The organism is Roseixanthobacter glucoisosaccharinicivorans, from assembly GCF_043195095.2.
Lineage (GTDB): Bacteria > Pseudomonadota > Alphaproteobacteria > Rhizobiales > Xanthobacteraceae > NCEH01.
Genome location: NZ_CM195538.1, coordinates 1,469,670 through 1,493,116 on the forward strand (window position 1 = coordinate 1,469,670; position 23,447 = coordinate 1,493,116).

General features: G+C 66.1%; 22 protein-coding genes. 19 read left to right on the forward strand and 3 right to left on the reverse strand.

The window, feature by feature from the left end:
- The first annotated feature begins 5 nt into the window (after positions 1-5).
- From V5F78_RS06500 to V5F78_RS06525, 6 genes are all read left to right on the forward strand, one after another.
- Positions 6-593: a hypothetical protein gene (locus V5F78_RS06500; protein ID WP_394069267.1), complete on the forward strand. Its 588-nt coding sequence runs from the start codon at positions 6-8 to the stop codon at positions 591-593.
- Between the two features lie 119 nt (positions 594-712).
- A complete protein-coding gene (locus V5F78_RS06505) occupies positions 713-949 on the forward strand; it encodes an HP1242/YdcH family protein (RefSeq protein WP_394069268.1) in 237 nt (78 codons plus the stop codon).
- Between the two features lie 161 nt (positions 950-1,110).
- A complete protein-coding gene (lpdA, locus tag V5F78_RS06510; RefSeq protein ID WP_394069269.1) occupies positions 1,111-2,529 on the forward strand; it encodes a dihydrolipoyl dehydrogenase in 1,419 nt (472 codons plus the stop codon).
- Between the two features lie 41 nt (positions 2,530-2,570).
- The gene (locus tag V5F78_RS06515; RefSeq protein WP_394069271.1) at positions 2,571-2,849 is read left to right on the forward strand and encodes a GlsB/YeaQ/YmgE family stress response membrane protein; all 279 of its coding nucleotides are present in this window, start codon (positions 2,571-2,573) and stop codon (positions 2,847-2,849) included.
- 124 nt (positions 2,850-2,973) lie between these two features.
- On the forward strand, positions 2,974-3,927 hold the full coding sequence (gene lipA, locus V5F78_RS06520) for a lipoyl synthase (RefSeq protein WP_394069273.1): 954 nt from the start codon (positions 2,974-2,976) through the stop codon (positions 3,925-3,927).
- A 4-nt stretch (positions 3,928-3,931) separates the two neighbouring features.
- Positions 3,932-4,399: a type II toxin-antitoxin system RatA family toxin gene (locus tag V5F78_RS06525; RefSeq protein WP_394069275.1), complete on the forward strand. Its 468-nt coding sequence runs from the start codon at positions 3,932-3,934 to the stop codon at positions 4,397-4,399.
- 3 nt (positions 4,400-4,402) lie between these two features.
- On the opposite strand, the gene V5F78_RS06530 is transcribed toward V5F78_RS06525, so the two are convergent.
- A complete protein-coding gene (locus V5F78_RS06530) occupies positions 4,403-4,897 on the reverse strand; it encodes a CinA family protein (RefSeq protein WP_394069277.1) in 495 nt (164 codons plus the stop codon).
- Positions 4,894-6,075 carry a bifunctional 2-C-methyl-D-erythritol 4-phosphate cytidylyltransferase/2-C-methyl-D-erythritol 2,4-cyclodiphosphate synthase gene (locus tag V5F78_RS06535; protein ID WP_394069279.1) on the reverse strand — a complete coding sequence of 394 codons (1,182 nt, stop codon included), beginning with the start codon at positions 6,073-6,075 and terminating at the stop codon, positions 4,894-4,896. The genes V5F78_RS06530 and V5F78_RS06535 overlap by 4 nt, the downstream gene beginning before the upstream one ends.
- Before the next feature lie 194 nt (positions 6,076-6,269).
- Between V5F78_RS06535 and dusB the strand changes: the two genes are divergently transcribed.
- The 12 genes from dusB (at position 6,270) to V5F78_RS06595 (ending at position 21,904) form a co-directional block, all read left to right on the forward strand.
- Positions 6,270-7,304 carry a tRNA dihydrouridine synthase DusB gene (gene dusB / locus V5F78_RS06540; RefSeq protein ID WP_394069281.1) on the forward strand — a complete coding sequence of 345 codons (1,035 nt, stop codon included), beginning with the start codon at positions 6,270-6,272 and terminating at the stop codon, positions 7,302-7,304.
- The gene (locus V5F78_RS06545; protein ID WP_394069283.1) at positions 7,301-8,428 is read left to right on the forward strand and encodes a two-component system sensor histidine kinase NtrB; all 1,128 of its coding nucleotides are present in this window, start codon (positions 7,301-7,303) and stop codon (positions 8,426-8,428) included. Before dusB ends, V5F78_RS06545 begins: the two co-directional genes overlap by 4 nt.
- A gap of 7 nt (positions 8,429-8,435) precedes the next feature.
- Positions 8,436-9,878 carry a nitrogen regulation protein NR(I) gene (ntrC, locus tag V5F78_RS06550; protein ID WP_394069285.1) on the forward strand — a complete coding sequence of 481 codons (1,443 nt, stop codon included), beginning with the start codon at positions 8,436-8,438 and terminating at the stop codon, positions 9,876-9,878.
- 130 nt (positions 9,879-10,008) lie between these two features.
- The gene (locus V5F78_RS06555) at positions 10,009-12,207 is read left to right on the forward strand and encodes a putative bifunctional diguanylate cyclase/phosphodiesterase (protein ID WP_394069287.1); all 2,199 of its coding nucleotides are present in this window, start codon (positions 10,009-10,011) and stop codon (positions 12,205-12,207) included.
- Positions 12,208-12,330: 123 nt separating this feature from the next.
- On the forward strand, positions 12,331-14,568 hold the full coding sequence (locus V5F78_RS06560) for a sensor histidine kinase NtrY-like (RefSeq protein ID WP_394069289.1): 2,238 nt from the start codon (positions 12,331-12,333) through the stop codon (positions 14,566-14,568).
- A 3-nt stretch (positions 14,569-14,571) separates the two neighbouring features.
- Complete coding sequence (gene ntrX / locus V5F78_RS06565) at positions 14,572-15,936, forward strand: nitrogen assimilation response regulator NtrX (protein ID WP_394069290.1); 1,365 nt, start codon at positions 14,572-14,574, stop codon at positions 15,934-15,936.
- 57 nt (positions 15,937-15,993) lie between these two features.
- Positions 15,994-17,370 (forward strand): Trk system potassium transporter TrkA, encoded by a 1,377-nt coding sequence (gene trkA, locus V5F78_RS06570; RefSeq protein ID WP_394069291.1) that lies wholly within the window; start codon positions 15,994-15,996, stop codon positions 17,368-17,370.
- A gap of 12 nt (positions 17,371-17,382) precedes the next feature.
- The gene (locus tag V5F78_RS06575; RefSeq protein WP_394069292.1) at positions 17,383-18,801 is read left to right on the forward strand and encodes a hypothetical protein; all 1,419 of its coding nucleotides are present in this window, start codon (positions 17,383-17,385) and stop codon (positions 18,799-18,801) included.
- Between the two features lie 15 nt (positions 18,802-18,816).
- On the forward strand, positions 18,817-19,677 hold the full coding sequence (locus V5F78_RS06580) for a D-amino-acid transaminase (protein WP_394069294.1): 861 nt from the start codon (positions 18,817-18,819) through the stop codon (positions 19,675-19,677).
- Between the two features lie 146 nt (positions 19,678-19,823).
- Entirely contained in the window at positions 19,824-20,081 is a 258-nt protein-coding gene (hfq, locus tag V5F78_RS06585; RefSeq protein ID WP_348844899.1) for an RNA chaperone Hfq, read from the forward strand.
- 6 nt (positions 20,082-20,087) lie between these two features.
- Positions 20,088-21,476, forward strand: a complete 1,389-nt coding sequence (gene hflX / locus V5F78_RS06590; RefSeq protein WP_394069296.1) for a GTPase HflX — start codon at positions 20,088-20,090, stop codon at positions 21,474-21,476.
- 74 nt (positions 21,477-21,550) lie between these two features.
- On the forward strand, positions 21,551-21,904 hold the full coding sequence (locus tag V5F78_RS06595; RefSeq protein ID WP_394069298.1) for a hypothetical protein: 354 nt from the start codon (positions 21,551-21,553) through the stop codon (positions 21,902-21,904).
- Between the two features lie 33 nt (positions 21,905-21,937).
- Here V5F78_RS06595 and mazG read toward each other — a convergent pair whose 3' ends face one another.
- On the reverse strand, positions 21,938-22,768 hold the full coding sequence (gene mazG / locus V5F78_RS06600) for a nucleoside triphosphate pyrophosphohydrolase (protein WP_394069300.1): 831 nt from the start codon (positions 22,766-22,768) through the stop codon (positions 21,938-21,940).
- 160 nt (positions 22,769-22,928) lie between these two features.
- Between mazG and V5F78_RS06605 the strand changes: the two genes are divergently transcribed.
- Positions 22,929-23,435: an SAM-dependent methyltransferase gene (locus V5F78_RS06605; RefSeq protein ID WP_394069302.1), complete on the forward strand. Its 507-nt coding sequence runs from the start codon at positions 22,929-22,931 to the stop codon at positions 23,433-23,435.
- Positions 23,436-23,447 lie beyond the last annotated feature (12 nt).

The window sequence follows — 23,447 nt, forward strand, 5'->3', positions numbered from 1 at the left end:
GCTCGATGGAAGACGCTGTATTTAAGAAATTCATCGCTGACAATTGGCCGATATATACTCATATATTTGGGGGAAACGAGTCCTCGCCCTGGTTAAGGGCGAGGCCAAAACTGGTTGGAGATGTTGGAACCTTACCCTACCTATACATTGCTGGGCAGGGGAAGTATTCTATGATTCCGGATGGTTTCTATCTTAAATTTCATAACCAAGGTGAGTATTGTGATTCAATAATTATTGAATGTTGTCAAACGGTTCAGAATTTTCAACAGAAACGTGGTAAATATGCTCCGTCCATGATTGCGACTTTAGCCCACATTCCTGCGCAGTGGATGAAGCAATCTGCTGGGTCAGGTGTGAGTCGATTTAATTTAATGGGTCTTGATGTGTCTCAAATTGAGGATTTTCCTTGTCCAGTTCGAGCGTCGAATATTTTATATGTATTGCCAGATGGTTTGTATGATGAACTGCGAGAAAGTTGCGTGCCTCATCATTTCGAATATTTTATGTCTGATGCAAATTTCAGAAGCCCTTCAAGGAATGACGTTAAAGAATTTTTGCGCAGGTTGGATCTTTGGTCCCGTTTTTTTGCATGAATACGCTGCGTATTGTGAAGTGGCGGAGTTATGGCAAATCAAAGGTCGCAAGGCGGCTTCGGTGTAGCAGGGCACATGCGGCGCGCATGCCGCCGCGTCCAAGGTAGAACGAGGCACTCATGTCCCATACGCCCCATCAGCTCGCCGCCGATTTTCCGGACCTTGCCGGCAAGCTCCACGAATTGCGCGAGAGCGACCCGCACTTTGCCCATCTGGTGGCCGAGTACGACAAGGTGAACGATGTGGTCCACAAGGCCGAGACCAATCTTGAGCCCATGGACGATCTCGCGCTGGACACCGTGCGCAAGGAGCGCGTGCGGCTGAAGGATGAAATCTACGCCTATCTGACCCGCTGACGGCTGGGGTTCGGCGCGGTTGCGCCGGGCCCGGCCCCGCCGGCCCTGCCGCCCGCCGAGGCTTTTTGCCGGCGCGCGCGGGGCGGGCACGGCCCCATTCCCACCCGGTCCCTTCTGCCGATGCGGTGCGTCCGGCGGCCCAGGAGGGGAAGGAGAGATCCATGGCTGAGACCAATTTCGACATCATCGTCATCGGCGGCGGCCCGGGCGGCTATGTGGCCGCCATCCGCGCGGCCCAGCTCGGCTTCAAGACCGCCGTGGTGGAAAAGAGCCATCTCGGCGGCATCTGCCTGAACTGGGGGTGCATCCCCACCAAGGCGCTGCTGCGCTCGGCCGAAGTGTTCCATTATATGGAGCACGCCAAGGATTACGGCCTCTCCGCCGAGAAGGTGGGCTTCGATATCGGCGCCGTGGTGAAGCGCTCGCGCGGCGTCGCGGGCCAGCTCTCCACCGGCGTCGGCTTCCTGCTGAAGAAGAACAAGGTGGACGTGATTTGGGGCAAGGCGACCCTGTCCGCACCCGGCAAGCTGAAGGTGGAAGCGGCCGAGAATGCGCCCAAGGGCGCGCTCGGCGGCGGCGATTACACCGCCAAGCACATCATCGTCGCCACCGGCGCTCGCCCGCGCGCTTTGCCGGGCCTGGAGCCCGACAAGAAGCTGATCTGGACCTATTTCGAGGCCATGGTGCCGGACATCATGCCCAAGTCGCTCCTGGTCATGGGTTCGGGCGCCATCGGCATCGAGTTTGCGTCCTTCTACAAGACCATGGGCGCCGACGTGACGGTGGTGGAAGTGCTGCCGCAGATCCTCCCCGTGGAGGATGAGGAGATCGCCGCCCACGTGCGCAAGCGCCTGGAAAAGCAGGGCATGAAAATCCTCACCGGTGCCAAGGTCAGCGGCGTCACCAAGCATGGCGAGAACCTCACCGTCCATGTGGAGGACGACAAGGGCGCCAAGCACGATTTTGCCGTGGACCGGATGATCTCCGCCGTCGGCGTGGTGGGCAATGTGGACAGCCTCGGGCTCGAAGCGGTGGGCGTGAAGATCGAGCGCGGCATCGTCGTGACCGACGGCTACGGCCGCACCAATGTGCCCGGCATCTATGCCATCGGCGATGTGGCTGGCGCGCCCATGCTGGCCCACAAGGCCGAGCATGAGGGCGTGATCTGCGTGGAGACCATCAAGGGGCTGCACACCCACCCCATCGACAAGAACAAGATCCCCGGCTGCACCTATTGCAACCCGCAGGTCGCCTCCATCGGCCTCACGGAAAAGAAGGCCAAGGAGCAGGGGCGCGAAATCCGCGTGGGCCGCTTCCCGTTCATCGGCAACGGCAAGGCGATCGCGCTCGGCGAGCCCGAGGGCCTGGTGAAGACCATCTTCGACAAGAAGACCGGCGAACTGCTGGGCGCCCATCTCGTGGGCGCGGAAGTCACCGAGCTGATCCAGGGCTTCATGATCGCCATGAATCTGGAGACCACCGAGGAAGAGCTGATCCACGCCATCTTCCCGCATCCCACCCTTTCGGAAACCATGCACGAGAGCGTGCTGGACGCGTACGGCCGCGTTATCCATATGTGAGGGGGCGCGGCGCGGGTCGGGCGGAAATGAGAGGCTGATCCATGAACGGCGAGACCTATGCAGCGTTGAGCCAGCCGGGGGTCGGCTTATTCACCATGATCCTGATCGGCCTGATTGCCGGCTGGATCGCGGAGCGGATCACCGACAGCGACCACGGGCTGCTGACGAACCTCGTGTTCGGCCTGATCGGGGCGTTTGTCGGCGGCAAGCTGGCGGAATGGGCGAACGTGCCGGTCTATGGCTTCTTCCGCACACTGATCGCCGCCGTGATTGGCGCGATCATCGTGCTGTGGGTGTGGCGCCGCATCCGCGCGCGCTAAAGGCCCGGGCCGGTCCGGCGCTGCCGGCAGGTCAGCACTGCATCGCGCCGGCTCGACGCTGGCGCGATGGAAGACTAGGTTTTGAAGCGAATGCTTTTATCGCGCGCGAAAGTCGCCTGAAGATATGGTCACGCTCGTCAACACCCTGAACCGGCCGCGCCATCCGGAAAAGGCGCATCGGCCCGAAAGCGAGATCCTGCGCAAGCCGGAATGGATCCGTGTGAAGGCGCCTGGCTCCGCCGGCTGGTCGAAGACGGCGGACATCGTGCGCGCCAACGGCCTGCACACGGTGTGCGAGGAAGCGGGCTGCCCCAATATCGGCGAGTGCTGGGAAAAGAAGCACGCCACCTTCATGATCATGGGCGACACGTGCACCCGCGCCTGCGCCTTCTGCAATGTGCGCACTGGCCTGCCGCAGGCGCTGGACCTCGACGAGCCGCAGAAGGTGGGCGAGGCGGTGGCCAAGCTCGGCCTCTCCCATGTGGTCATCACATCCGTGGACCGGGACGATCTGGCGGACGGCGGCGCCGAGCATTTCGCCCGCACCATTCGCGCCATCCGGGCCGCAAGCCCGGGCACAACCATCGAAATCCTCACGCCTGATTTCTTGCGCAAGCCGGGCGCCATCGAGGTGGTGGTCGAGGCCAAGCCCGACGTGTTCAACCACAATCTGGAAACCGTGCCGGCAAAGTATCTCACCGTGCGCCCCGGCGCGCGCTATTTCCACTCACTGCGCCTGTTGCAGCAGGTGAAGGAGCTGGACCCCTCCATCTTCACCAAGTCCGGCATCATGGTGGGCCTCGGCGAGGAGCGGAATGAGGTGCTCCAGCTGATGGATGACCTGCGCTCGGCGGAGGTCGATTTCATCACCATCGGCCAATATCTTCAGCCCACCCGCAAGCACCACAAGGTGGAGCGCTTCGTGACGCCGGACGAATTCTCCGCCTTCGAGACGGTGGCTTATGCCAAGGGCTTCCTGATGGTGTCGTCGAGCCCGCTGACGCGCTCCTCGCACCATGCGGGCGATGATTTCGCGCGCCTGCGCAGCGCCCGCGAGGCGAAGCTCGGTCGGGTGTGAGCGCGTGCCGTCTTTTTCCAGCAAGCGCGTGGTAAACCATTCCGCGTCCGAGATGTTCGATCTCGTGGCGGATGTGGACCATTACCCGGAATTCGTTCCGCTCTGCCAATCCCTGCGGGTGCGCCGCCGCTCGCCGGGCGGGGAGGGCCAGGAGGTGCTCGTGGCCGACATGACGGTCGCCTACAAGCTGATCCGCGAGACCTTCACCTCCCGCGTCACCCTGGACCGGCCGAAGCTCACCATCCACGTGGAATATCTGGACGGGCCGTTCAGCCGCCTCGACAATCGCTGGGAGTTCCGCGACCTGGAGGGCGGCGAGGGGGCGCGCAAGTGCGAGGTGAGCTTTTTCATCTCCTACGAATTCCGCTCGCGCACCCTGGGCCTGCTGATGGGCGCCATGTTCGACGCCGCCTTCCGCCGCTTCGCCGATGCGTTCGAGAAGCGGGCGGATAAGGTCTACGGGGCGGCCTGACGCCTAAAACCGCGCCAATGTCTCCAGCATTTCCAGCGCCACAAGCACGGAGCGGGAGCGGATCTCCGCGCGCTCCAGCGGGCCGAAGCGCTCCTCGCGGTGCACCAGCAGCCCGCCGCGCTTGGCGGCCGCGAAATGCACCAGCCCCACAGGCTTTTCCTCAGATCCCCCGCCCGGGCCCGCGACGCCGGTGATCGAGACCGCAAGGCCCGTCCCGGCCGCCGCCAGCGCACCCTTCGCCATGGCCCGCGCGGTCTCCTCGCTCACCGCGCCATGGGCGGCGAGGATCGCCTCGGGCACGCCGAGCATCGCCATCTTGGCGGCGTTGGAATAGGTGACGAAGCCACGATCCACCACGTCGGAGGAGCCGGCGATGTCGGTCAGCGCGCCGATCACCAGCCCGCCGGTGCAGGATTCGGCGGTGGCGAGGGTCAGGCCGGCGGCGCGGCAGGCTTCGAGCACGCGCCGGGCGCGGTCCTGGGTTTCCAGATCGCTCACAGCAAATCCTCCTCGGGCAGGCGGATGGTGGCGGACGCCATGGCGGCGATGCCCTCGCGTCGGCCGGTGAAGCCAAGCCGCTCGGTGGTGGTGGCCTTTACGCTGATGCGGCCGAGGGCGACTCCCGTGATTTCGCTGATGCGCGTGCGGATCGCGTCGCGGTGGGGGCCGATCTTCGGGGCTTCGCAGATTAGCGTCAGGTCGAGATGGGCGACCATGCCGCCCCGCGCGCGCACCTTGTCGAGCGCAAACACCAGGAAACGGTCGGAGGTGGCGCCCTTCCATTGCGGGTCGGAGGGCGGAAAATGGGCACCAATGTCGCCGTCGCACAGCGCGCCCAGCACGGCGTCGGTGAGCGCATGCAGGCCCACGTCGGCGTCCGAATGGCCGTCCAGCCCCTTGTCGAAGGGAATGGCGAGGCCGCCGAGCATCACATGGTCGCCGGGACCGAAGGCGTGCACATCGAATCCCGTGCCGGTGCGCACATCGGTGAGCGGGGCCGCGCCCGCGCGGGCGGCGCGGGCAAGATCGTCGGCGGAAGTGAGTTTCATATTGCCCGCTTCTCCTTCAAAGGTCGCGACCTTGTGCCCCGCCCATTCCATCACGGCGGCGTCGTCGGTGAGGCTGGCGATGCCGTCCGCCTGCGCCGCATCGTGGGCGGCGCGCAGCATGTCATACCGGAAAGCCTGGGGAGTCTGCACCGCGCGCAGCGTGGCGCGCACAGGCGTGGAGAGGACGGTTCCCATGCCGTCCACCACCTTGATGGTATCGGTCACGCCGGTCACGGGCACCGCAGCGCCGTGGGCGGCTGCCGCTTCCACCGCGCGGGAGATCAAGGCGGCGGTGACGAACGGGCGGGCGGCGTCGTGCACCAGCACGAGGTCTGGTGCCTCGCCCCCTAGCGCTTCGAGGCCGGCCCGCACCGAATCCTGCCGCTCGCTTCCGCCCGCCACCGCCGGACGCACTTTCGCGAGGCCTTCGGCGGCGCCGGCGAAGCGCGCCTGATCATCGGGATGGATGACCACCTGTATCGTCTGTATATCCGCGTGCTCAGCGAACAGGCGCAAGGTGCGCCGCAGGACGGTTTCCCCACCGAGCAGGTGATATTGTTTGGGCAACGGGCCGCCGGCGCGGGTGCCGCGGCCCGCCGCCACCACAATGACCGCGCACGTTGCCATGAAGACCATTCCCTTTTTGCGTCATTTGCTCCTTGAACAGCGCCGGAACCCGCCGCGCAAGGGGACAAAAAAGCGGCGGTCGCCTGTGCCTTCGGCAGCCTTCGCACTGCACCATGGCTCTCATTGCAAAGCTGCCCTTGCGCGTGCATCGCAATTGTCTAGAATGTAGGCACTCCCTAGGTGGCCTAAAATCTGTGCAAGAGCTTCTTCCTTCATCTCTTTCGGTTGTTCGAATCGGCCCCCATGCCCTGCCGAACCCGGTCGTGCTCGCCCCGATGGCGGGTATTACCGATGCACCGGTGCGGCGCATGGCGGTCCGGTATGGGGCCGGGCTCGTGGTGTCCGAGATGGTCGCCAGCGAAGCGCTGCTCGAGGGCCATGGCGAGACCACCCTTCGCGCCGAGCGAGCCGGCATTCCGCTCCACGCCGTTCAGCTCGCCGGCAACGATCCCCATTGGATGGGGGAAGCGGCCCGCATGGCGGAGGCGGAAGGCGCCGATATCATCGACATCAACATGGGCTGCCCGGCCAAGCGCGTGACCACGGGCGCTGCGGGTGCGGCGCTGCTGCGCGACCTGCCGCTGGCGGCGCGGATCATCGCGGCGGTGCGCGCGGCGGTCTCGGTGCCAGTCACGCTCAAGACCCGCCTCGGCTGGGATGGGGAGGCCCGGATCGCGCCGGTCCTGGCTCCCATCGCTGAGGATGCGGGCATCGCCCTGTTGACCATCCATGGCCGCACCCGTTGCCAGTTCTATACCGGCGAAGCGGACTGGGCGGCGATCGCCGAGGTGAAGGCGAAGGTCTCCATTCCGGTACTCGCCAATGGCGATCTCACCCGCTGCGCCGATGCCGGTGACATGCTGGCCGCCTCGGGCGCGGACGGTGTCATGATCGGCCGGGGCGCCCAGGGGCGGCCCTGGTTTCCCGGCCAGGTGGCGGAATTTCTCGCAACCGGCCGCACGCCGGCCGCGCCGAGCCTTTGCGAGCAGCGCGACGTGCTGCTGGAAATGTATGAGGGCTGGCTCGCCCTCTATGGCGCCGGGCTCGGCATGCGGCAGGCCCGCAAGCATATCGGCTGGGCGCTGGAAGCGGCGGCGGAGAGCGCCGGCCGCGAGCAAGACTGGGTCAAGCCATGGCGGGCAAGGCTGCTGCGCGCGGAAGACCCCGATGCGGTCGTGGATGGGATTCACGCCGCTTTCGATGATGCGAACTGGAAGGCCGCGGCATGAAGGCAGATGCAAAGCGCCGGCCCGAGCCGGAGTTGAATTTTACCCGCGCGATTCTCGACGCGGTGCCCCATCCGGTGATCACGGTTTCCGACACCGGGCAGATCGTCGATGCCAATGTGGCGGCGGAGGCATTCTTCGAAGTGAGCCTGCCGGTGCTGCGGCGCCGGCCGTTCGCCGAATTCGTGCCGTTCGGCACGCCGCTGCTCGGCTTGATTGATCAGGTGCGGGCGCGCGGCGCGCCGGTGAACGAATATCGCGTGGATCTGGGCACGCCCAAGAACGGCGGCGAGCGGGTGGTCGATATCCATGTCGGGCCGGTCTCCGAGCGGCCAGGCCATGTGGTGGTGATGATCCAGGAGCGCACCATCGCCGACAAGATGGATCGCCAGCTGACCCATCGCGGCGCCGCCCGCTCGGTGAGCGCGCTCGCCTCCATGCTGGCGCACGAGATCAAGAATCCGCTCTCCGGCATTCGTGGCGCCGCCCAGCTTTTGGAACAGTCCGCGGGCGACGAGGATCGCGCGCTCACCCGCCTCATCACCGACGAGGCGGACCGGATCGTTAAGCTGGTGGACCGCATGGAGGTGTTCTCCGACGAGCGGCCGATCGCCCGCGAGCCGGTGAACATCCATGCGGTGCTGGAGCATGTGCGCACGCTCGCTTCCTCGGGCTTTGCGCGGCACATCCGCTTCATCGAGGAATATGACCCCTCCCTGCCACCGGTCTACGCCAACCGGGACCAATTGGTGCAGGTGTTCCTTAACCTCGTGAAGAACGCGGCCGAAGCCATCGATTCGGAGACGGACGGGGAAATCCATCTCACCACCGCCTTCCGCCCCGGCGTGCGGCTCACCGTGCCCGGCGCGTCCTCCCGCGTCAGCCTGCCGCTGGAATTCTGCGTCAAGGACAATGGCAAGGGGGTGCCGGACGACCTGCTGCCCCATCTGTTCGACCCGTTCGTGACCACCAAGCCGACGGGAAGTGGCCTCGGCCTTGCATTGGTAGCGAAGATTATCGGCGATCATGGCGGGATCGTCGAATGCGACAGCCAGCCCCGGCGAACCAGCTTCCGGGTTCTCCTTCCCATGTATCGCGGCACACGTGTCGCCTCCGAGGACAACTGAGGTATCCATGCCCACGGGAAGCATTCTGGTCGCCGACGACGATGCTGCGATCCGCACCGTGCTCAATCAGGCCCTGTCCCGGGCCGGATATGAAGTGCGCTCGTGCGGGAATGCGGCCACCCTCTGGCGCTGGGTGAGCCAGGGGGATGGCGATCTGGTCATCACCGATGTGGTGATGCCGGACGAAAACGCCTTCGACCTGCTGCCGCGCATCAAGAAGGCGCGGCCGGACCTGCCGGTCATCGTCATGAGCGCGCAGAACACCTTCATGACGGCGATCCGCGCTTCGGAGCGCGGGGCCTATGAATATCTGCCCAAGCCGTTCGACCTGAAGGAGCTGATCTCGATCGTCGGCCGCGCGCTGGCGGAGCCGAAGAAGTCCGATCAGCATCCGCTCGGGTCCGAGGAGCAGGACAATATCCCGCTCGTCGGCCGCTCGCCGGCGATGCAGGAAATCTATCGCCTGCTGGCGCGCCTCATGCAGACCGACCTCACGGTGATGATCGCCGGCGAGAGCGGCACCGGCAAGGAGCTGGTGGCGCGGGCTCTGCACGATTACGGCAAGCGGCGGACCGGCCCGTTCGTGGCCATCAACATGGCGGCGATCCCCCGCGACCTGATCGAGAGCGAATTGTTCGGTCACGAGAAAGGCTCGTTCACCGGCGCAACGGCCCGCAATACCGGCCGGTTCGAGCAGGCGGAAAGCGGTACGCTGTTCCTCGACGAAATCGGCGACATGCCCATGGAGGCGCAGACCCGCCTGCTGCGCGTGCTCCAGCAGGGCGAATATACCACGGTGGGCGGGCGCACCCCCATCAAGACCGACGTGCGCATCATCGCCGCCACCAACAAGGATCTGCGCACGCTGATCCAGCAGGGCCTCTTCCGCGAAGACCTGTTCTTCCGCCTGAACGTGGTGCCCCTGCGTCTGCCGCCGCTGCGCGAACGCTCCGAGGACGTGCCGGACCTGGTGCGGCACTTCTTCCTTCAGGCGGAGCGGGAGGGCCTGCCGGCGAAGCAGATCGACACCGCCGCCCTTGATCGTCTGAAGCGCTATCGCTGGCCGGGCAATGTCCGCGAGCTGGAAAACCTGGTGCGCCGGCTCTCGGCCTTGTACCCGCAGGAAATCATCACGCCCGGCATCATCGAGGCCGAGCTGTCCGAGCCGGTGCCGAGCGCGGGCACCGAGGACGGGCCGGTGGATGCCACCCTTGCCGCCTCGGTGGAGCGGCATCTGAATACATATTTCGCGGGCTTCGGCGAGGATTTGCCCCCGCCCGGCCTCTACCACCGGATTTTGCGGGATGTGGAATACCCGCTTTTGTCGGCGGCTCTTGCTGCAGCGCGGGGTAATCAGATCAAAGCGGCGGAATTGCTTGGTCTGAACCGCAATACCTTGCGCAAGAAAATCCGAGATCTGGATATTCAGGTCATTCGCACCAGCCGTTAATCTGGATTTTAGCGACATCTTGTGCGTGCAAGGTGCAAATCGAAGGAATAAGATCTCATCAGGGGGCGGTCCGGATATGCGATAACGCATAAGGCACCGCGTTTGTTGATGTCTTATGCAAGGACCCGTGATGTCTGAAGTCGCTTTGAGTCAGCTGCTCTGGGCGATGAATGCGTTCATCGCCCAGAGCGATGACGGCGAACTTTGGACCGATGCGCTGGAACGTGTCTGCGCCGGTATTGGCGAGGCGTTCGGGCTCAGCCGCGTCGCGTTATTTGAAGTTCACAAGGACGGGCAACCGGGTCTCGGCGTGATCTGCCGGGCCGATTGGGCGCGGCCGGGCCTTGCCCCGATCGGGCGCACCCACCATCGCACCCTCGCCCCCGACGGCCCTGACGACCTTCAGCGCGAGTGGGCGAGCCGGCGCATCCGCGGCGAGGTGATCGAGGGGCTGACCCGCGATCTCACGGGCTATCTGCGCACCTATTTCGAGGCCCGTCAGATCGTGCGCTTCTACACCGTGCCGGTCATGGCGACAGGCCATTGGTGGGGTCATTTCTGCATCGCCCACGACGACGACACCCTGCCGTGGGACGAGACCGTCAAATCCCTGTGCCATCTGGTGGCCGGCATGGTGGCGCGCTCGGCCGAATGCCTGCGCGCCGAGCGGGAATTGAACGACGTCACCTTGCGCAGCATGCTGGGCTCGGCGCTCGATGCCGTCGTCACCATCGACGAAGCGGGCATGATCCTGGAGTTCAATCCGGCCGCCGAGCGGATCTTCGGATTTCGACGTGAGGATGCCATCGGCCGCTCGCTTGGCGCCACCATCATTCCGCCGCGCTATGCGATGTCGCACCAGTCGGGCCTCAAGCGCTATCTGGAAGACGGTTCGCCCCACATTCTCGGCCGGCGTGTGGAGCTTCAGGGCCGGCGGGCGGATGGCAGCCTGTTTCCCGTGGAACTGACCGTCACGGAAATTCGCGGCGCGACGCGGCGGGTCTTCACCGCCTATCTGCGGGACATCTCAAATTTCGTGGATGCCCAAGAGGCGCTGGAGCGGCTCGCCTATCACGACGCCATGACCGGGCTGCCAAATCGAGCCGGGCTCATGCGCCTGGTCGCCGAAGCGCCGAACGCGCCAACCGGGGTGGTGGTGGTGCATTTCCGCGATCTCGACGTGCTCGCCGCGAGCCTCGGGCGCGAGTTCACCGAGCCGGTGGCCGCGCAGCTGGCCTTGCGGCTGCGCCTCGCGCTCCGTGACGATGCGATGCTGGCGCGCACCGGCGAGCGGGAGTTCGCCATCATCCTGTTTCGCGGCTCGGATGCGCTGGCGACCGGGCGCAGCGTCGATGTGCTGTTCCAGGCGCCGCTGGAAAGCGAGGGCCGCCGCTTCTATCTGCGGGCGCGCATTGGCATCGCCCGCGAGCAGGGGCAATTGGAGCACATGTTGCGCGATGCCGAGATGGCGCTCCACGCCCAGGGGCGCGGCCATGCGGTGGTGTTCGACCAATCGCTGCGCGCCGACCACCAGGAACGCCTGGCGCTGGAAACCGACCTGCGGGACGCCATTTTGCGGCGTTCGCACGATCTGTACATGGTGTTTCAGCCCATCGTCTGCTGCAAGACGGGAACGGTGATGGGCTTTGAGGCGCTCGCCCGCTGGAGTCATCCCACGCTGGGAAATGTGGAGCCCAGCGAATTCGTGGCCATTGCCGAATCCTCTGGCCTGTCCGAGCAATTGGGCGAGCTGGTCCTGGAGCGGGCGGTGGCGGCCTGCGCACGCTGGAACCACGATCGCGCATCGAAGGGCCTCGGTCCGCGCTATGTCTCGGTCAATCTGTCCGCGCCGCAGGTGATGGCTCCCAATCTCGTGGCGCGCATCGCGAACATTTTTCAGCAGGTGAACCTGAAGGGCGAGCAGGTCTTGTTCGAGCTCACCGAGAGCACCTTGCTGTCGGAGCCGGAAAAAGCGGTCGAGGTGATGGTTCAGCTGCAATCCCTGGGCAGCAAAGTGGCCATCGACGATTTCGGCACCGGCTATTCCTCCTTCAGTTATCTCCAGCGCCTGCCGGTGAACGTGCTGAAGATCGACCGCTCCTTCATCCGCGAGATCATCGACAATTCCCGCTCCCGGCGCATCGTCGGCGTGATGGTGGATCTGGCCCACGCGTTCGGCATCGAGGTGGTGGCCGAAGGGGTTGAGAATGACGCGGCCCTGAACGAGGTGGTGGCGCTCGGCAGCGATTGTGTCCAAGGCTACCTGGTGGGACGCCCCATGCGCGAGGAAGACGCGCGGAACTGGCCGGACGGCGGCCGCGACCCCTGACACTTTTTGTTCGATGGCCCTGACAAGCTGTGGGACCGGTCGCAATAGTCACATTTTTGCACCAGTGTTGTCCCATTGCATCAGTCGTACCGATTCCCGGTGCGTCTCAGGACCCTTTCCTCCATGACGAATGCCAGCCTGGACACCGCCGAAAACCGTGCCACGGGCGGGGGGATGCCAGGAGCGAGCCCGTTGCTGAGCGTGGGGATATTCGCCCCGGCGATGGTGGTGCTGGCGCTCTGTTCGGCCTTGGCCACCTTCCTGATCCTGATGGGCCTGACGCCGGTGGTGCCGAGCCACGAGGTGGTGATCGGCCTGCTGGCCGGCAACGCGCTGGCGGTGGCGATCCTGTCCACCATGGTGGGGCGCGAGGTGTGGCGCATCGTCCGGGCGCGGGCGCGGGGCCGGGCCGCCTCGCGGCTGCATGTGCGGATTGTCGCCTTGTTCGCCGTGGTCGCGGTGGTGCCCGCCATTCTGGTGGCGGGGGTCGCGAGCCTGACCCTGGATCGCGGGCTGGACCGGTGGTTTTCCGTGCGAACGCAGGAGATCGTCGCCAATGCGGTGCAGGTGGCGCAAACCTATGTCCGCGAGCATGCGCTGAACATTCGCGGCGACGTGCTCGCCATGAGCGCCGATCTCAATCGCCTCAAGCCGCTCTATGACACCGACCGGCCGCGCTTCCGGCAGATCCTCACCGCCCAGGCGGCGCTGCGCAATCTGCCGGGCGCGCTGATGATCGAGCGCGACCTGAAAGTGGTCGAGGGCGCGCAGGTGATGACGGGCCGGGAATTCCTGGTGCCCGCCAATATCGCCATTGATGAGGCCACCGCCGAGCAGCCGATCATCTATCTGCCGTCCGATGCCGATTTCGTCGGGGCGCTGATCAAGCTGAAGGATTATCCCGATCTCTATCTCTATGTGGCGCGGCCCATAGATCCGCGGGTGATTGGCTATCTGAAGACCACGCGGGAGACGCTGGCGGATTATCAGAGCCTGGAGGAGCGCCGCTTCGGGGTGCAGGTGGCGTTCGCGCTGATGTATGCGGTCATCACGCTGATCGTGCTGCTGTCGGCGGTCTGGCTCGGCATCAATGTGTCGAAATGGCTGGTGGCGCCGATCCGCCGGCTGATGTCGGCGGCGGACCACGTGGCGGCGGGCAATCTCGACGTCCAGGTGCCGATTTATCGGTCCGAGGGCGATTTCGCGACGCTGGGCGAGACCTTCAACAAGATGACCGCGGAATTGCGCAACCAGCATGACGCGCTGCTGCGGGCGCGCGACCAGATCGACGTGCGCCGCCGGTTCACGGAGGCGGTGCTCTCGGGCGTCGGGGCGGGTGTGATCGGGCTTGATTCCGACGAGCGGGTCACGATCCTCAACCGCTCGGCGGAGAAGCTGTTGGGCGTGAAGGAGGCCGATGCGCTCGGCCATCCCCTGGCCGAAGTGGTGCCCGAGACCGCCTCCCTGATCGGCGAGGCGGAGAGCGGGCGCGAGCGCGTGGTCCAAGGCAATATCACGGTGCAGCGCGAAGGGCGCGAGCGGGTGTTCGCCGTGCGCGTCACCACCGAGCAATCCTCCGAGGCCGATCACGGCTGGGTGGTGACCCTGGACGACATCACCGCGCTCATCTCGGCGCAGCGCACCTCCGCCTGGGCGGATGTGGCGCGCCGCATCGCGCACGAGATCAAGAATCCGCTGACGCCCATCCAGCTTTCGGCGGAGCGGCTGAAGCGCAAGTACGGCAAGCACATCACACAGGACCGCGACGTGTTCGACCAGTGCACCGATACCATCATCCGCCAGGTGGGCGACATCGGTCGGATGGTGGACGAATTCTCCTCCTTCGCCCGCATGCCGAAGCCGGTCGTGGACAGCCAGGATCTCGCCGAGACCCTGCGGCAGACGCTCTTTTTAATGAAGGTCGGTCATCCCGAAGTCACGTTCGAGGCCGACATCCCTTCCTCCCTTCCGGCGCGGTTCGACCGACGCCTGATTTCCCAGGCCCTGACCAACATCCTCAAGAATGCCGCCGAGGCCATCGAGGCCGTTCCGGCGGAACAACGTGGCAAGGGGCTGATCCGCGTGAAGGCGGACCAGTCCGGCGAAGATCTGGTGGTTGATGTGATCGACAACGGAACCGGCCTGCCCCAGGAGAAGCGCAATCGTCTCCTGGAGCCGTATGTGACCACGCGTGAAAAAGGCACCGGCCTCGGCCTCGCCATCGTCGGCAAGATCATGGAAGAGCATGGCGGCGGCATCGAGCTGTACGACTCGCCCGAGGGACGCGGCGCCTGGATCCGGCTGCGCATGCGCGCCGACGGGCCGATCCTGGTGCCGGCCGAGCAGAAGAAGGGGGCTTGAGCCATGGCCCATGACATTCTGATCGTCGATGACGAAGCCGACATCTGCGGCCTGGTGGCCGGCATCCTCGAGGACGAGGGCTATTCCGCCCGCACCGCGCGGGACGCCGACAGCGCGCTTTCCGCCATCGCCACCCGCCGGCCCAACCTGATCTTCCTGGATATCTGGCTCCAGGGCAGCCGCATGGACGGGCTGGAACTGCTCGACACCATCAAGCTGGCGCATCCCGACGTGCCGGTGGTGATGATCTCCGGCCACGGCAATATCGAAACCGCCGTGGCCGCCATCAAGCGCGGCGCCTATGACTTCATCGAGAAGCCGTTCAACGCCGACCGCCTGATCGTGATCACCGAGCGCGCGCTGGAAACCCTGCGCCTGCGCCGGGAAGTGCGCGAACTCAAGCAGATGACCCAGCCGCAGACCCTGGTGGGCCGCTCCAGCGCCATCCAGCAGCTGAAGGCGACCATCGACCGGGTCGGCCCCACCAACAGCCGCATCCTGATCATCGGTCCGTCGGGATCGGGCAAGGAGCTGACAGCGCGCATGGTTCATGCGGTGTCGAGCCGCAACCAGGGGCCGTTCATCGTCATCAATGCCGCGGCGATCACGCCCGAGCGGCTGGAATATGAATTGTTCGGGGTCGAGGAAGGCGAGGGGCGCGAGGCCCGGCGCGGCGCGCTGGAGGAGGCCCACGGCGGCACGCTGTTCCTGGACGAGATCGCCGACATGCCGCGCGAGACCCAGAACCGGGTGCTGCGCGTGCTGGTGGAGCAGACCTTCACCCGCATCGGCGGCTCGGACAAGGTGAGCGTCGACGTGCGCATCATCTCCTCCACCGGCCGCAACCTGGAGGAGGAGATCGCGCAGGGGCGGTTCCGCGAGGATCTCTATCATCGCCTCAGCGTGGTGCCGATCCGCGTGCCGCCGCTGGCCGAGCGGCGCGAGGACATTCCCGACCTCGTGGATTTCTTCATCGACCTCATCTCCCAGACCACCGGCCTGCCGAGCCGGAAGATCGCCGATGATGCTATGGCGGTCCTGCAATCCCACGACTGGCCGGGCAATGTGCGCCAGCTGCGCAATAATGTGGAACGGGTGCTGATCCTGGCGGGCGGAGACCCCGATGCCATCGTCACCGCCTCCATGCTGCCGCCGGATGTGGGGGCGCTCGTGCCCAACCTGCCCAACGGCAATGGCGGGGAACATCTGATGGGCCTACCGCTACGGGAAGCGCGCGAGGTGTTCGAACGCGAATATCTCGCCGCGCAGATCAACCGGTTCGGCGGAAATATTTCCCGCACGGCGGAATTCGTGGGAATGGAGCGCTCGGCTCTTCATCGAAAGCTCAAGGCTCTCGGCGTAGGGTAGGCATAGGCGCTGCGGCGCCGAGGGGATAAGCTTAGGACGGGTGAGGGGGAATCGCGCATGAAGGTCGTGATCTGCGGGGCGGGGCAGGTGGGGCTCGGCATTGCCGAGCGCCTCGCGAGCGAGCAGAACGACGTCTCCATCGTCGATGCCAGCGCGCGACGCATCCAGATCGCTACCGAGCAGTTGGACGTGCGCGGCGTGGTGGGCCACGGCTCGCACCCCGACGTGCTCGCCAAGGCCGGCATCGAGCAGGCGGACATGCTGATCGCCGTGACCTTGCACGACGAGGTGAACATGGTCGCGTGCCAGGTGGCGCACTCCCTGTTCAACGTGCCGACCAAGGTCGCCCGCATCCGCGCCCAGACCTATCTGATGCCCGAATGGCGCGACATGCTCTCGCGTGACCATCTGCCCATCGACGTGGTCATCTCGCCGGAGATCGAGGTGGGCGAAATGGTGCTGCGGCGCCTGTCGCTGCCCGGGTCCATTGATACGGTCACCTTCGCCGACGGCGCGGTGGTGGTGGCGGGCGTCTATTGCTCCGAGGAATGCCCGATCCTCGACACGCCGCTGCGCGAGCTGACACAGCTGTTTCCGGACCTGCGCGCCACCATCGTCGCGGTCAATCGCGGCGGCAAGCCGATCGTGCTCACCTCGCGCGATACCATCCAGGCCGGGGACATCGCCTATTTCGTCGCGCGGTCCGATCAGGTGCGGCGCACCCTGTCGATCTTCGGCCATGACGAAGTGCCGGGGCAGCGCATCGTCATCGCCGGCGGCGGCAATATCGGCCTTTATGTCGCCGACCAGCTGGAGAAGCGCAATCCGATCGCCAAGATCAAGATCATCGAGACCGCGCCCGAGCGCGCGCAGGCGATCGCGGAGATCCTGTCGCGCTCGGTGGTGCTGAACGGCGATGCCCTCTCACGCGAAATCCTGGACGAGGCGGGGGTCGGGGACGCCGACACCATGATCGCGCTGACCAATGACGACCGCATCAATATCGTTGCCTGCCTGCTCGCCAAGCAGATCGGCGCGCGGCGCATCCTCGCGCTGCTGAACGAGCCGGGCTACACGACCTTCGCCCGCGGCCTCGGCATCGACGCGCATGTGAACCCGCGCCAGATCACCGTTTCCAAGGTGCTCCAGCACGTGCGGCGCGGGCGCATCCGCGGCGTGCATTCGCTGCTCGACGGCGCGGGCGAGATGATCGAGGCGGAAGCGCTGGAAACCTCGCCTCTGGTGGGGCGGCCGCTGCGTGATATCGACCTGCTGAAGGGCCTGCGGGTGGGCGCGCTGGTGCGCAACGGGGAAGTGCTCCTGCCCACCGGCGACACGGTGGTGCGCGCGCAGGACCGGGTGATCCTGTTCGCCCTGGCGGAGCGCATCAAGCGCGTGGAACAGCTGTTCCGCGTGAGCCTCGAATTCTTTTAAAGCATCGCCTCCATGCCCTCCATCCTCCGGCTTCTCGCGCTGGCGCTCCTGTGGGTGGGGGGCGCGGCGCTTTTGCCTGCGCTGGTCTCGGTGCGTAACGGGGAGGGCCAGGCGCCGATCTTCCTCGCGACCACGCTCGCCTGCGTGTTTCTTGCCGGGGCGATGCGGCTTTCGTGCGCGGGGGTAAAGGTGCGGATGCGCCGCCTCCATGCGTTCGCCGCGCTCGCCGCGCTGTGGCTGCTGGTGCCCGTGGTGGCCGCGCCGGCGGTAGCGGTCGCGAGCGGCCTCGATCTGTGGCGCGCCTGGTTCGAGGCACTTTCCGCCTTCACCACCACTGGCTTCACGGCGGTGCACGAGGCGCCGCGCAGCCTGTATGTGTGGTTCGCGCTGCTGCAATGGAGCGGCGGCCTGCTGACCATCGTGTCCGGGGTGGCGGTGCTGGCACCGGCGGGGCTTGCGGGCCTGCCCCATCGCGCCCAGGCGGGGGTCGATGGGCTCGAAATCGTCGATACGGCCGGCGTGGTGCGCGATATCGCGCCGATCTATGCCGCCGCGACCCTGCTGGCGCTGATCGTTTTGCTGGCGAGCGGCAATTCGCTCTATGTGGCCTTGTGCCTTGCGTCGGCGGCGACGTCGTCCGGCGCCCATGTGCCGCCCCAGGCGGTTGAGGCGCTGCGCACCAGCGTTGCCACCCCGCTGGCCATGATCCCCTTCCTGCTGTGGTCGGCCACCAGCGTGCGCTGGCACCGCGCATTGGTGACACGCCGCATCCATGCCGCGCCCGAGCAATCGGAAAGCCTGCTGCTGCTCGGCTATTGGCTTGTGGCGGCGATCGTGATCGGCGCCATCATCTTTCGCGATCCCTCGATCGTCTCGGTGCGGGCGTCGCTTGAGCTGGGCGCGTTCGCGGCCGCCTCGCTGATCGCGACCAGCGGTCTCGTGAGCGGCCCGGAGGTGTATGGCATCGTGCCGCCGACCCTGGTGCTGGGCATGGCGCTGGTGGGCGGCGGGGCGCTTTCGGTTACCGGCGGCATCAAGCTTCTGCGGCTTCGCGCCATGCTGCTGCGCGCCCAGGGCGATTTGATGCGGCTCATCTCCCCGCATTTGGTGCAGCCCGCGCGCACCGGCGAGGGGGGCGTCGGCTCCGCCATGCGCGGGGTGTGGGTGGGACTGGTTTCGGTGCTCGCAACCCTCGCCGTCACGATCATCCTCATGAGCATTTCCATGCCCAGCCTCCAGGCCGGGATCACGGCGGCGGTGGCGGCGCTGACCAACACCGGCCCGATCTATGACGCGGCCGACCCGGACTGGCCCGCCATTTCCGCCCTGCCGCCGCTGTCCGTGCTCGGCGCCGCCTTCGCCATGATCGCCGGCCGGCTGGAGACGGTGGGCGCGTTCGTGCTCATTCACCTTGCCTTCTGGCGCAGTTGAGGTTCGAATTCCGCCATGTCCCGCATTGCCTATGTGAACGGCCGCTATGTGCCCCACCGCGACGCTTCCGTGCATGTGGAGGATCGCGGCTATCAGTTCGGCGACGGCGTGTATGAAGTCTGCGAAGTGCGCGGCGGCAAATTGATCGACGAGCGCCGTCATCTCGACCGGCTGGATCGCTCCTTGAAGGAATTGCGCATCGCCGCCCCCATGTCGCGGGCGGCGCTCGCGACGGTGCTGCGCGAGACCGTGCGGCGCAACCTGGTGCGCGACGGGCTGGTCTATCTTCAGGTGACGCGCGGCGTCGCGCGGCGCGACCATGGCTTTCCCGCCGCCAGCGTGCCGCCGAGCATCGTCGTCACGGCCCGCTCGGCCAATTTCGCTAAGAGCGATGCCGTGGCTGCCGCCGGCATCAAAGTCATCACCTTGCCGGAAAACCGCTGGGACCGGGTGGACATCAAGACCGTCGGCCTGTTGCCGAACGTGCTGGCCAAGCAGGCGGCGCGCGAAGCGGGCGCGACCGAGGCCTGGTTCGTGGACGCGAACGGCTGCGTCACCGAGGGCGCGTCCACCAATGCCTGGATCGTCACGCAGGATGGCGCGCTCGTCACGCGTCCGGCGGAGCACGGCATCCTGCGCGGCATCACCCGGGCGGTGGTGATGGAAGTGGCGGCGGCGATGCAGCTTCGGGTTGAGGAACGCGCCTTCACGCTGGATGAGGCACGCGCGGCGAAAGAGGCCTTCATCACCTCCGCGACCTCCCTTGTCACGCCGGTGGTGCGGATCGACGAAACGCCCGTCGGCGACGGTGCGGTGGGCCCTGTCGCACGCAATCTGCGGGCCGAGTTCCACAATTTCGCCGAGGCCTCCGCTTGATGCAGCACAATATGCTGATGCTGCGGGGCAAAAATTGCAGTTGCACCGATTTCTCGCTGTGCCATCCTAGGCTGCTAACTCCCGCCCTTCGATCGCTGCTTCGCGTCGGGTAGGGCGGGGCAACGCCGAAAGAAACGGATACGAAAATGGCGGCGGAACGGACACAAAACCTGCAGGACACATTCCTCAATCACGTCCGCAAGAACAAGACTCCCCTCACGATCTTTTTGGTGAACGGGGTGAAGTTGCAAGGTGTGGTGACGTGGTTCGATAATTTTTGCGTCCTGCTGCGGCGCGACGGCCACTCTCAGCTTGTCTACAAGCACGCGATTTCGACCATCATGCCCGGTCATCCCGTGCAATTGTTTGACCCGACCGACGAGGTCGCGGCGGAGAAGGCGTAACGATACGTGGAGCATAAGGACGAACGGGGCGCATCGAAGGTTGGGGCAAAAAGCGTTGAACGCCAGGCCCCGCCGACCCGATGCGCTGTCATCACGCCGTTTTCATCCAACCGGGCCCGGTGGACGCAGAAGGGTGCGGCGCACGAGCGCCGTTCCCCTGAAGCGCGGCTCGACGAGGCGGTGGGCCTTGCCATGGCGATCGACCTCGATGTGGTCTATCGCGGCCTCGTGCCTTTGGCGGAAGTGAAGCCCGCCACTTATCTCGGCTCCGGCAAGGTGGATGAAATCGCCGGCATCGTGCAGGCGGAAGAGATCGGCCTCGTCTTCTTCGATGCCGCGCTCTCCCCCGTGCAGCAACGCAATCTGGAAAAGGCGTGGTCCACCAAGGTGGTGGATCGTACCGCCTTGATCCTGGAAATCTTCGGCAGCCGTGCCCGCACCAAGGAAGGCACGCTTCAGGTGGAACTCGCCCATCTGAATTACCAGCGCTCGCGCCTCGTGCGGTCCTGGACCCATCTGGAGCGCCAGCGCGGCGGCTTCGGCTTCCTCGGCGGTCCCGGTGAAACCCAGATCGAGGCCGACCGCCGGCAGATCGGGGAGCGCATCATCCGCATCGAGCGCGATCTCGAACAGGTGAAGCGCACCCGCGCGCTGCACCGCACAAGTCGCAAGCGCGTGCCCTATCCCGTGGTTGCATTGGTGGGATATACCAATGCGGGCAAATCCACGCTGTTCAACCGCCTCACCCGGTCGGAAGTGATGGCGCAGGACCTGTTGTTCGCGACCCTTGATCCGACCCTGCGGGCGGTGGACCTGCCGCACGGCACGCGGATCATTCTGTCCGATACCGTGGGCTTCATCTCTGACCTGCCGACCCAGCTGGTCGCGGCCTTCCGTGCGACGCTGGAAGAGGTGATCGAGGCGGACGTGATCCTCCACGTGCGCGACGTCTCCCACCCCGACAGCCAGGCGCAGGCGGACGATGTGAAGGACGTGCTCACCGACCTCGGCATCGACATCGAGGCCAGCGGGCGCGTGCTGGAAGTGTGGAACAAGATCGACCTGCTTTCGCAGGAAGCCCGCGAGGCGATGGAGAACACCGCCGCGCGCAGCGATCTGGCAGACCGGCCGATCCTGGTCTCCGCCCTCACCGGCGCCGGCACGTCGGACCTCCTGGATGTGGTGGAACGCCAGATCACTGCCGGCCGTGTGACACTGGACGTGACGGTGGCCGCCGACGACGGCGAGGGCCAGGGCTGGCTCTACCGCCACGGGGAAGTGCTGGAGCGCCGCACCGATGAGGACGGCGTGATGCATTTCGCTTTGCGCATCCTGCCCGAGCGCGCGCCCCTGGTGACGCGGCGGTTCGGCGCGGGGCGCGTCCATCAGATGTGAATGGAGGCGCGCGGCGGCGGCCAAGCCGGAAGCGGCCGCGCGCAGGCGAAGCGACCGGGATGAGCGGAGACGACGTGGCTGACGAAGCCGAGGCGTTGAAGGTGCGCCTACGCAAGGACCTTCGCGACGCAATGGTCGCCCGAGAGCCGGTTCGCGTGCGTGTGCTGCGCCTGCTCGTGAGTGAACTGGACAATGCCCAGGCGGTGCCGCTCGCGTCCGAGCATAAAACCTATGTGGTGCGCGACTTCGGGGACCCTTCGGTGGAAGTGCCCCGGCTGTCGCTGACCGCCGATGCGGTCAGGCGTCTTCTCGAGTTGGAAATCGCCGCGCGACATGCGGCGGCGGCGGAGATGGCGGGCGTCGGCCAGTTGGCGCAGGCGGACGTGCTTCGCGAGGAGGCGCGGATTATCGACGCCTATCTTAGGTAGGACGCCGCCGGGAATCCGCCAGCCGCGCCGTGCTCACACCTCCCGCTCGATGCCCTTCGCCGCCACCCACAAGGCTTCCATCTCATCCAGGCTCGCCTCCCTCGGGGTGCGCCCCGCCTCGGCGAGCCGGTCTTCCACGAAGGCGAAGCGGCGGGAGAATTTCTCATTGGTGCCGCGCAAGGCCGCTTCCGGGTCCACGCCGGCATGGCGGGCAAGGTTTACCAGCGCGAACAGAAGATCGCCGATCTCGTCCTTGATGGCCTCCGGGCCGCCGGCATCGAGCGCCTCGGCGACCTCGTCGGTCTCCTCGCGGATCTTGGCCAGCACCTGCCGCGCATCGTTCCAGTCGAAGCCTACCCTGCCGGCCTTTTCCTGCAGCTTCAGCGCGCGCGTCAGTGCCGGCAGGCCCACGGGCACGCCGTCGAGCGTGCGTCCGTCATCCTCGGCGGGAAGGCCGGCGGCAGCGCGGCGCCGGGCGCGCTCGGCCTTTTCCTGCGCCTTGATCTCCCCCCACAGGGCCTTCACGGCCTGCGGGCCCAGATCGCGCGCATCGCCGAACACATGAGGATGGCGGCGGATGAGCTTGGAGGTGATGGCCTCCACCACGTCGCCCAGATCAAACAGGCCCTGCTCCTCGCCGAGCCGGGAATGGAACACCACCTGAAGCAGCAGGTCGCCCAGTTCGTCGGGCAGGTCCGCCATGTCGTTGCGGGCGATGGCGTCCGCCACCTCATAGGCTTCCTCGATGGTATAGGGGGCGATGGTGGAGAAATCCTGCTCCAGGTCCCAGGGGCAGCCGGTGCCCGGCGTGCGCAGCGCGGCCATGATCTCCACGAGGCGGGCGAGGTCGCGGGACGGCTGCATCGGGAGGTCTCCGGGCACAAGGGCGCCGCATGGCGGCGCGGGGGACAGGTGGCGCCGCATGGCGGCGCCGGGGGGCAAGGGCGCCGCATGGCGGCAGCGGGCAGGTGGGTCTATCATCACGGCGGGTTTGCCGCGAACGCGGGTCTGCCGAGGATAAAGCATGAGTTCCCTTTCAACCGAAAGCGCGGCCGCGCCTGCACCGTCCGAGGATGACGCGGGGATCCGCCCGGGAGAGATCGCGGTCGCGCTGCCGCCGGCTTTCGACGCCGGGCTTTATTTCATCGGCCGCATCCGCACGCCCTGGGCGCGGCGGGAGGATTGCCCCAAGCGCGGCGGCGAGGACGGCCCCATCTGCCGGCTGGAGATCGACCCGCGCTGGGAAGCCGCGCTCGAAGGCGTCGGGCGCGAGCCGCGGCTGCAGGTGCTCTATTTCATGGACCAGGCCCGGCGCGACCTTGTGTTGCAGATGCCCCGCCGCGCCAGTGCGGCCTCCGGCACCTTCGCGCTGCGCTCGCCGGTGCGGCCGAACCCCATCGCCTCCTCGGTGGTGCTATTCGTCGCCCGCGAGGGGCTGAGCGTGCTGGTGCGCGGGCTCGATTGCATCGACGGCACGCCCCTGGTGGACCTCAAGCCGCAATATTGTACCCTGGCGCACGATGTGACTTAACGTCATGCCGTG

Coding starts and splice junctions, on each gene's coding strand:
- V5F78_RS06500 (WP_394069267.1), top strand. CDS start 6: ATGGAAGACGCTGTATTTAAGAAATTCATCGCTGACAATTGGCCGATA.
- V5F78_RS06505 (WP_394069268.1), top strand. CDS start 713: ATGTCCCATACGCCCCATCAGCTCGCCGCCGATTTTCCGGACCTTGCC.
- lpdA (WP_394069269.1), top strand. CDS start 1,111: ATGGCTGAGACCAATTTCGACATCATCGTCATCGGCGGCGGCCCGGGC.
- V5F78_RS06515 (WP_394069271.1), top strand. CDS start 2,571: ATGAACGGCGAGACCTATGCAGCGTTGAGCCAGCCGGGGGTCGGCTTA.
- lipA (WP_394069273.1), top strand. CDS start 2,974: ATGGTCACGCTCGTCAACACCCTGAACCGGCCGCGCCATCCGGAAAAG.
- V5F78_RS06535 (WP_394069279.1), bottom strand. CDS start 6,075: ATGGCAACGTGCGCGGTCATTGTGGTGGCGGCGGGCCGCGGCACCCGC.
- V5F78_RS06545 (WP_394069283.1), top strand. CDS start 7,301: ATGAAGGCAGATGCAAAGCGCCGGCCCGAGCCGGAGTTGAATTTTACC.
- ntrC (WP_394069285.1), top strand. CDS start 8,436: ATGCCCACGGGAAGCATTCTGGTCGCCGACGACGATGCTGCGATCCGC.
- V5F78_RS06555 (WP_394069287.1), top strand. CDS start 10,009: ATGTCTGAAGTCGCTTTGAGTCAGCTGCTCTGGGCGATGAATGCGTTC.
- V5F78_RS06560 (WP_394069289.1), top strand. CDS start 12,331: ATGACGAATGCCAGCCTGGACACCGCCGAAAACCGTGCCACGGGCGGG.
- ntrX (WP_394069290.1), top strand. CDS start 14,572: ATGGCCCATGACATTCTGATCGTCGATGACGAAGCCGACATCTGCGGC.
- trkA (WP_394069291.1), top strand. CDS start 15,994: ATGAAGGTCGTGATCTGCGGGGCGGGGCAGGTGGGGCTCGGCATTGCC.
- V5F78_RS06575 (WP_394069292.1), top strand. CDS start 17,383: ATGCCCTCCATCCTCCGGCTTCTCGCGCTGGCGCTCCTGTGGGTGGGG.
- V5F78_RS06580 (WP_394069294.1), top strand. CDS start 18,817: ATGTCCCGCATTGCCTATGTGAACGGCCGCTATGTGCCCCACCGCGAC.
- hfq (WP_348844899.1), top strand. CDS start 19,824: ATGGCGGCGGAACGGACACAAAACCTGCAGGACACATTCCTCAATCAC.
- mazG (WP_394069300.1), bottom strand. CDS start 22,768: ATGCAGCCGTCCCGCGACCTCGCCCGCCTCGTGGAGATCATGGCCGCG.
- V5F78_RS06605 (WP_394069302.1), top strand. CDS start 22,929: ATGAGTTCCCTTTCAACCGAAAGCGCGGCCGCGCCTGCACCGTCCGAG.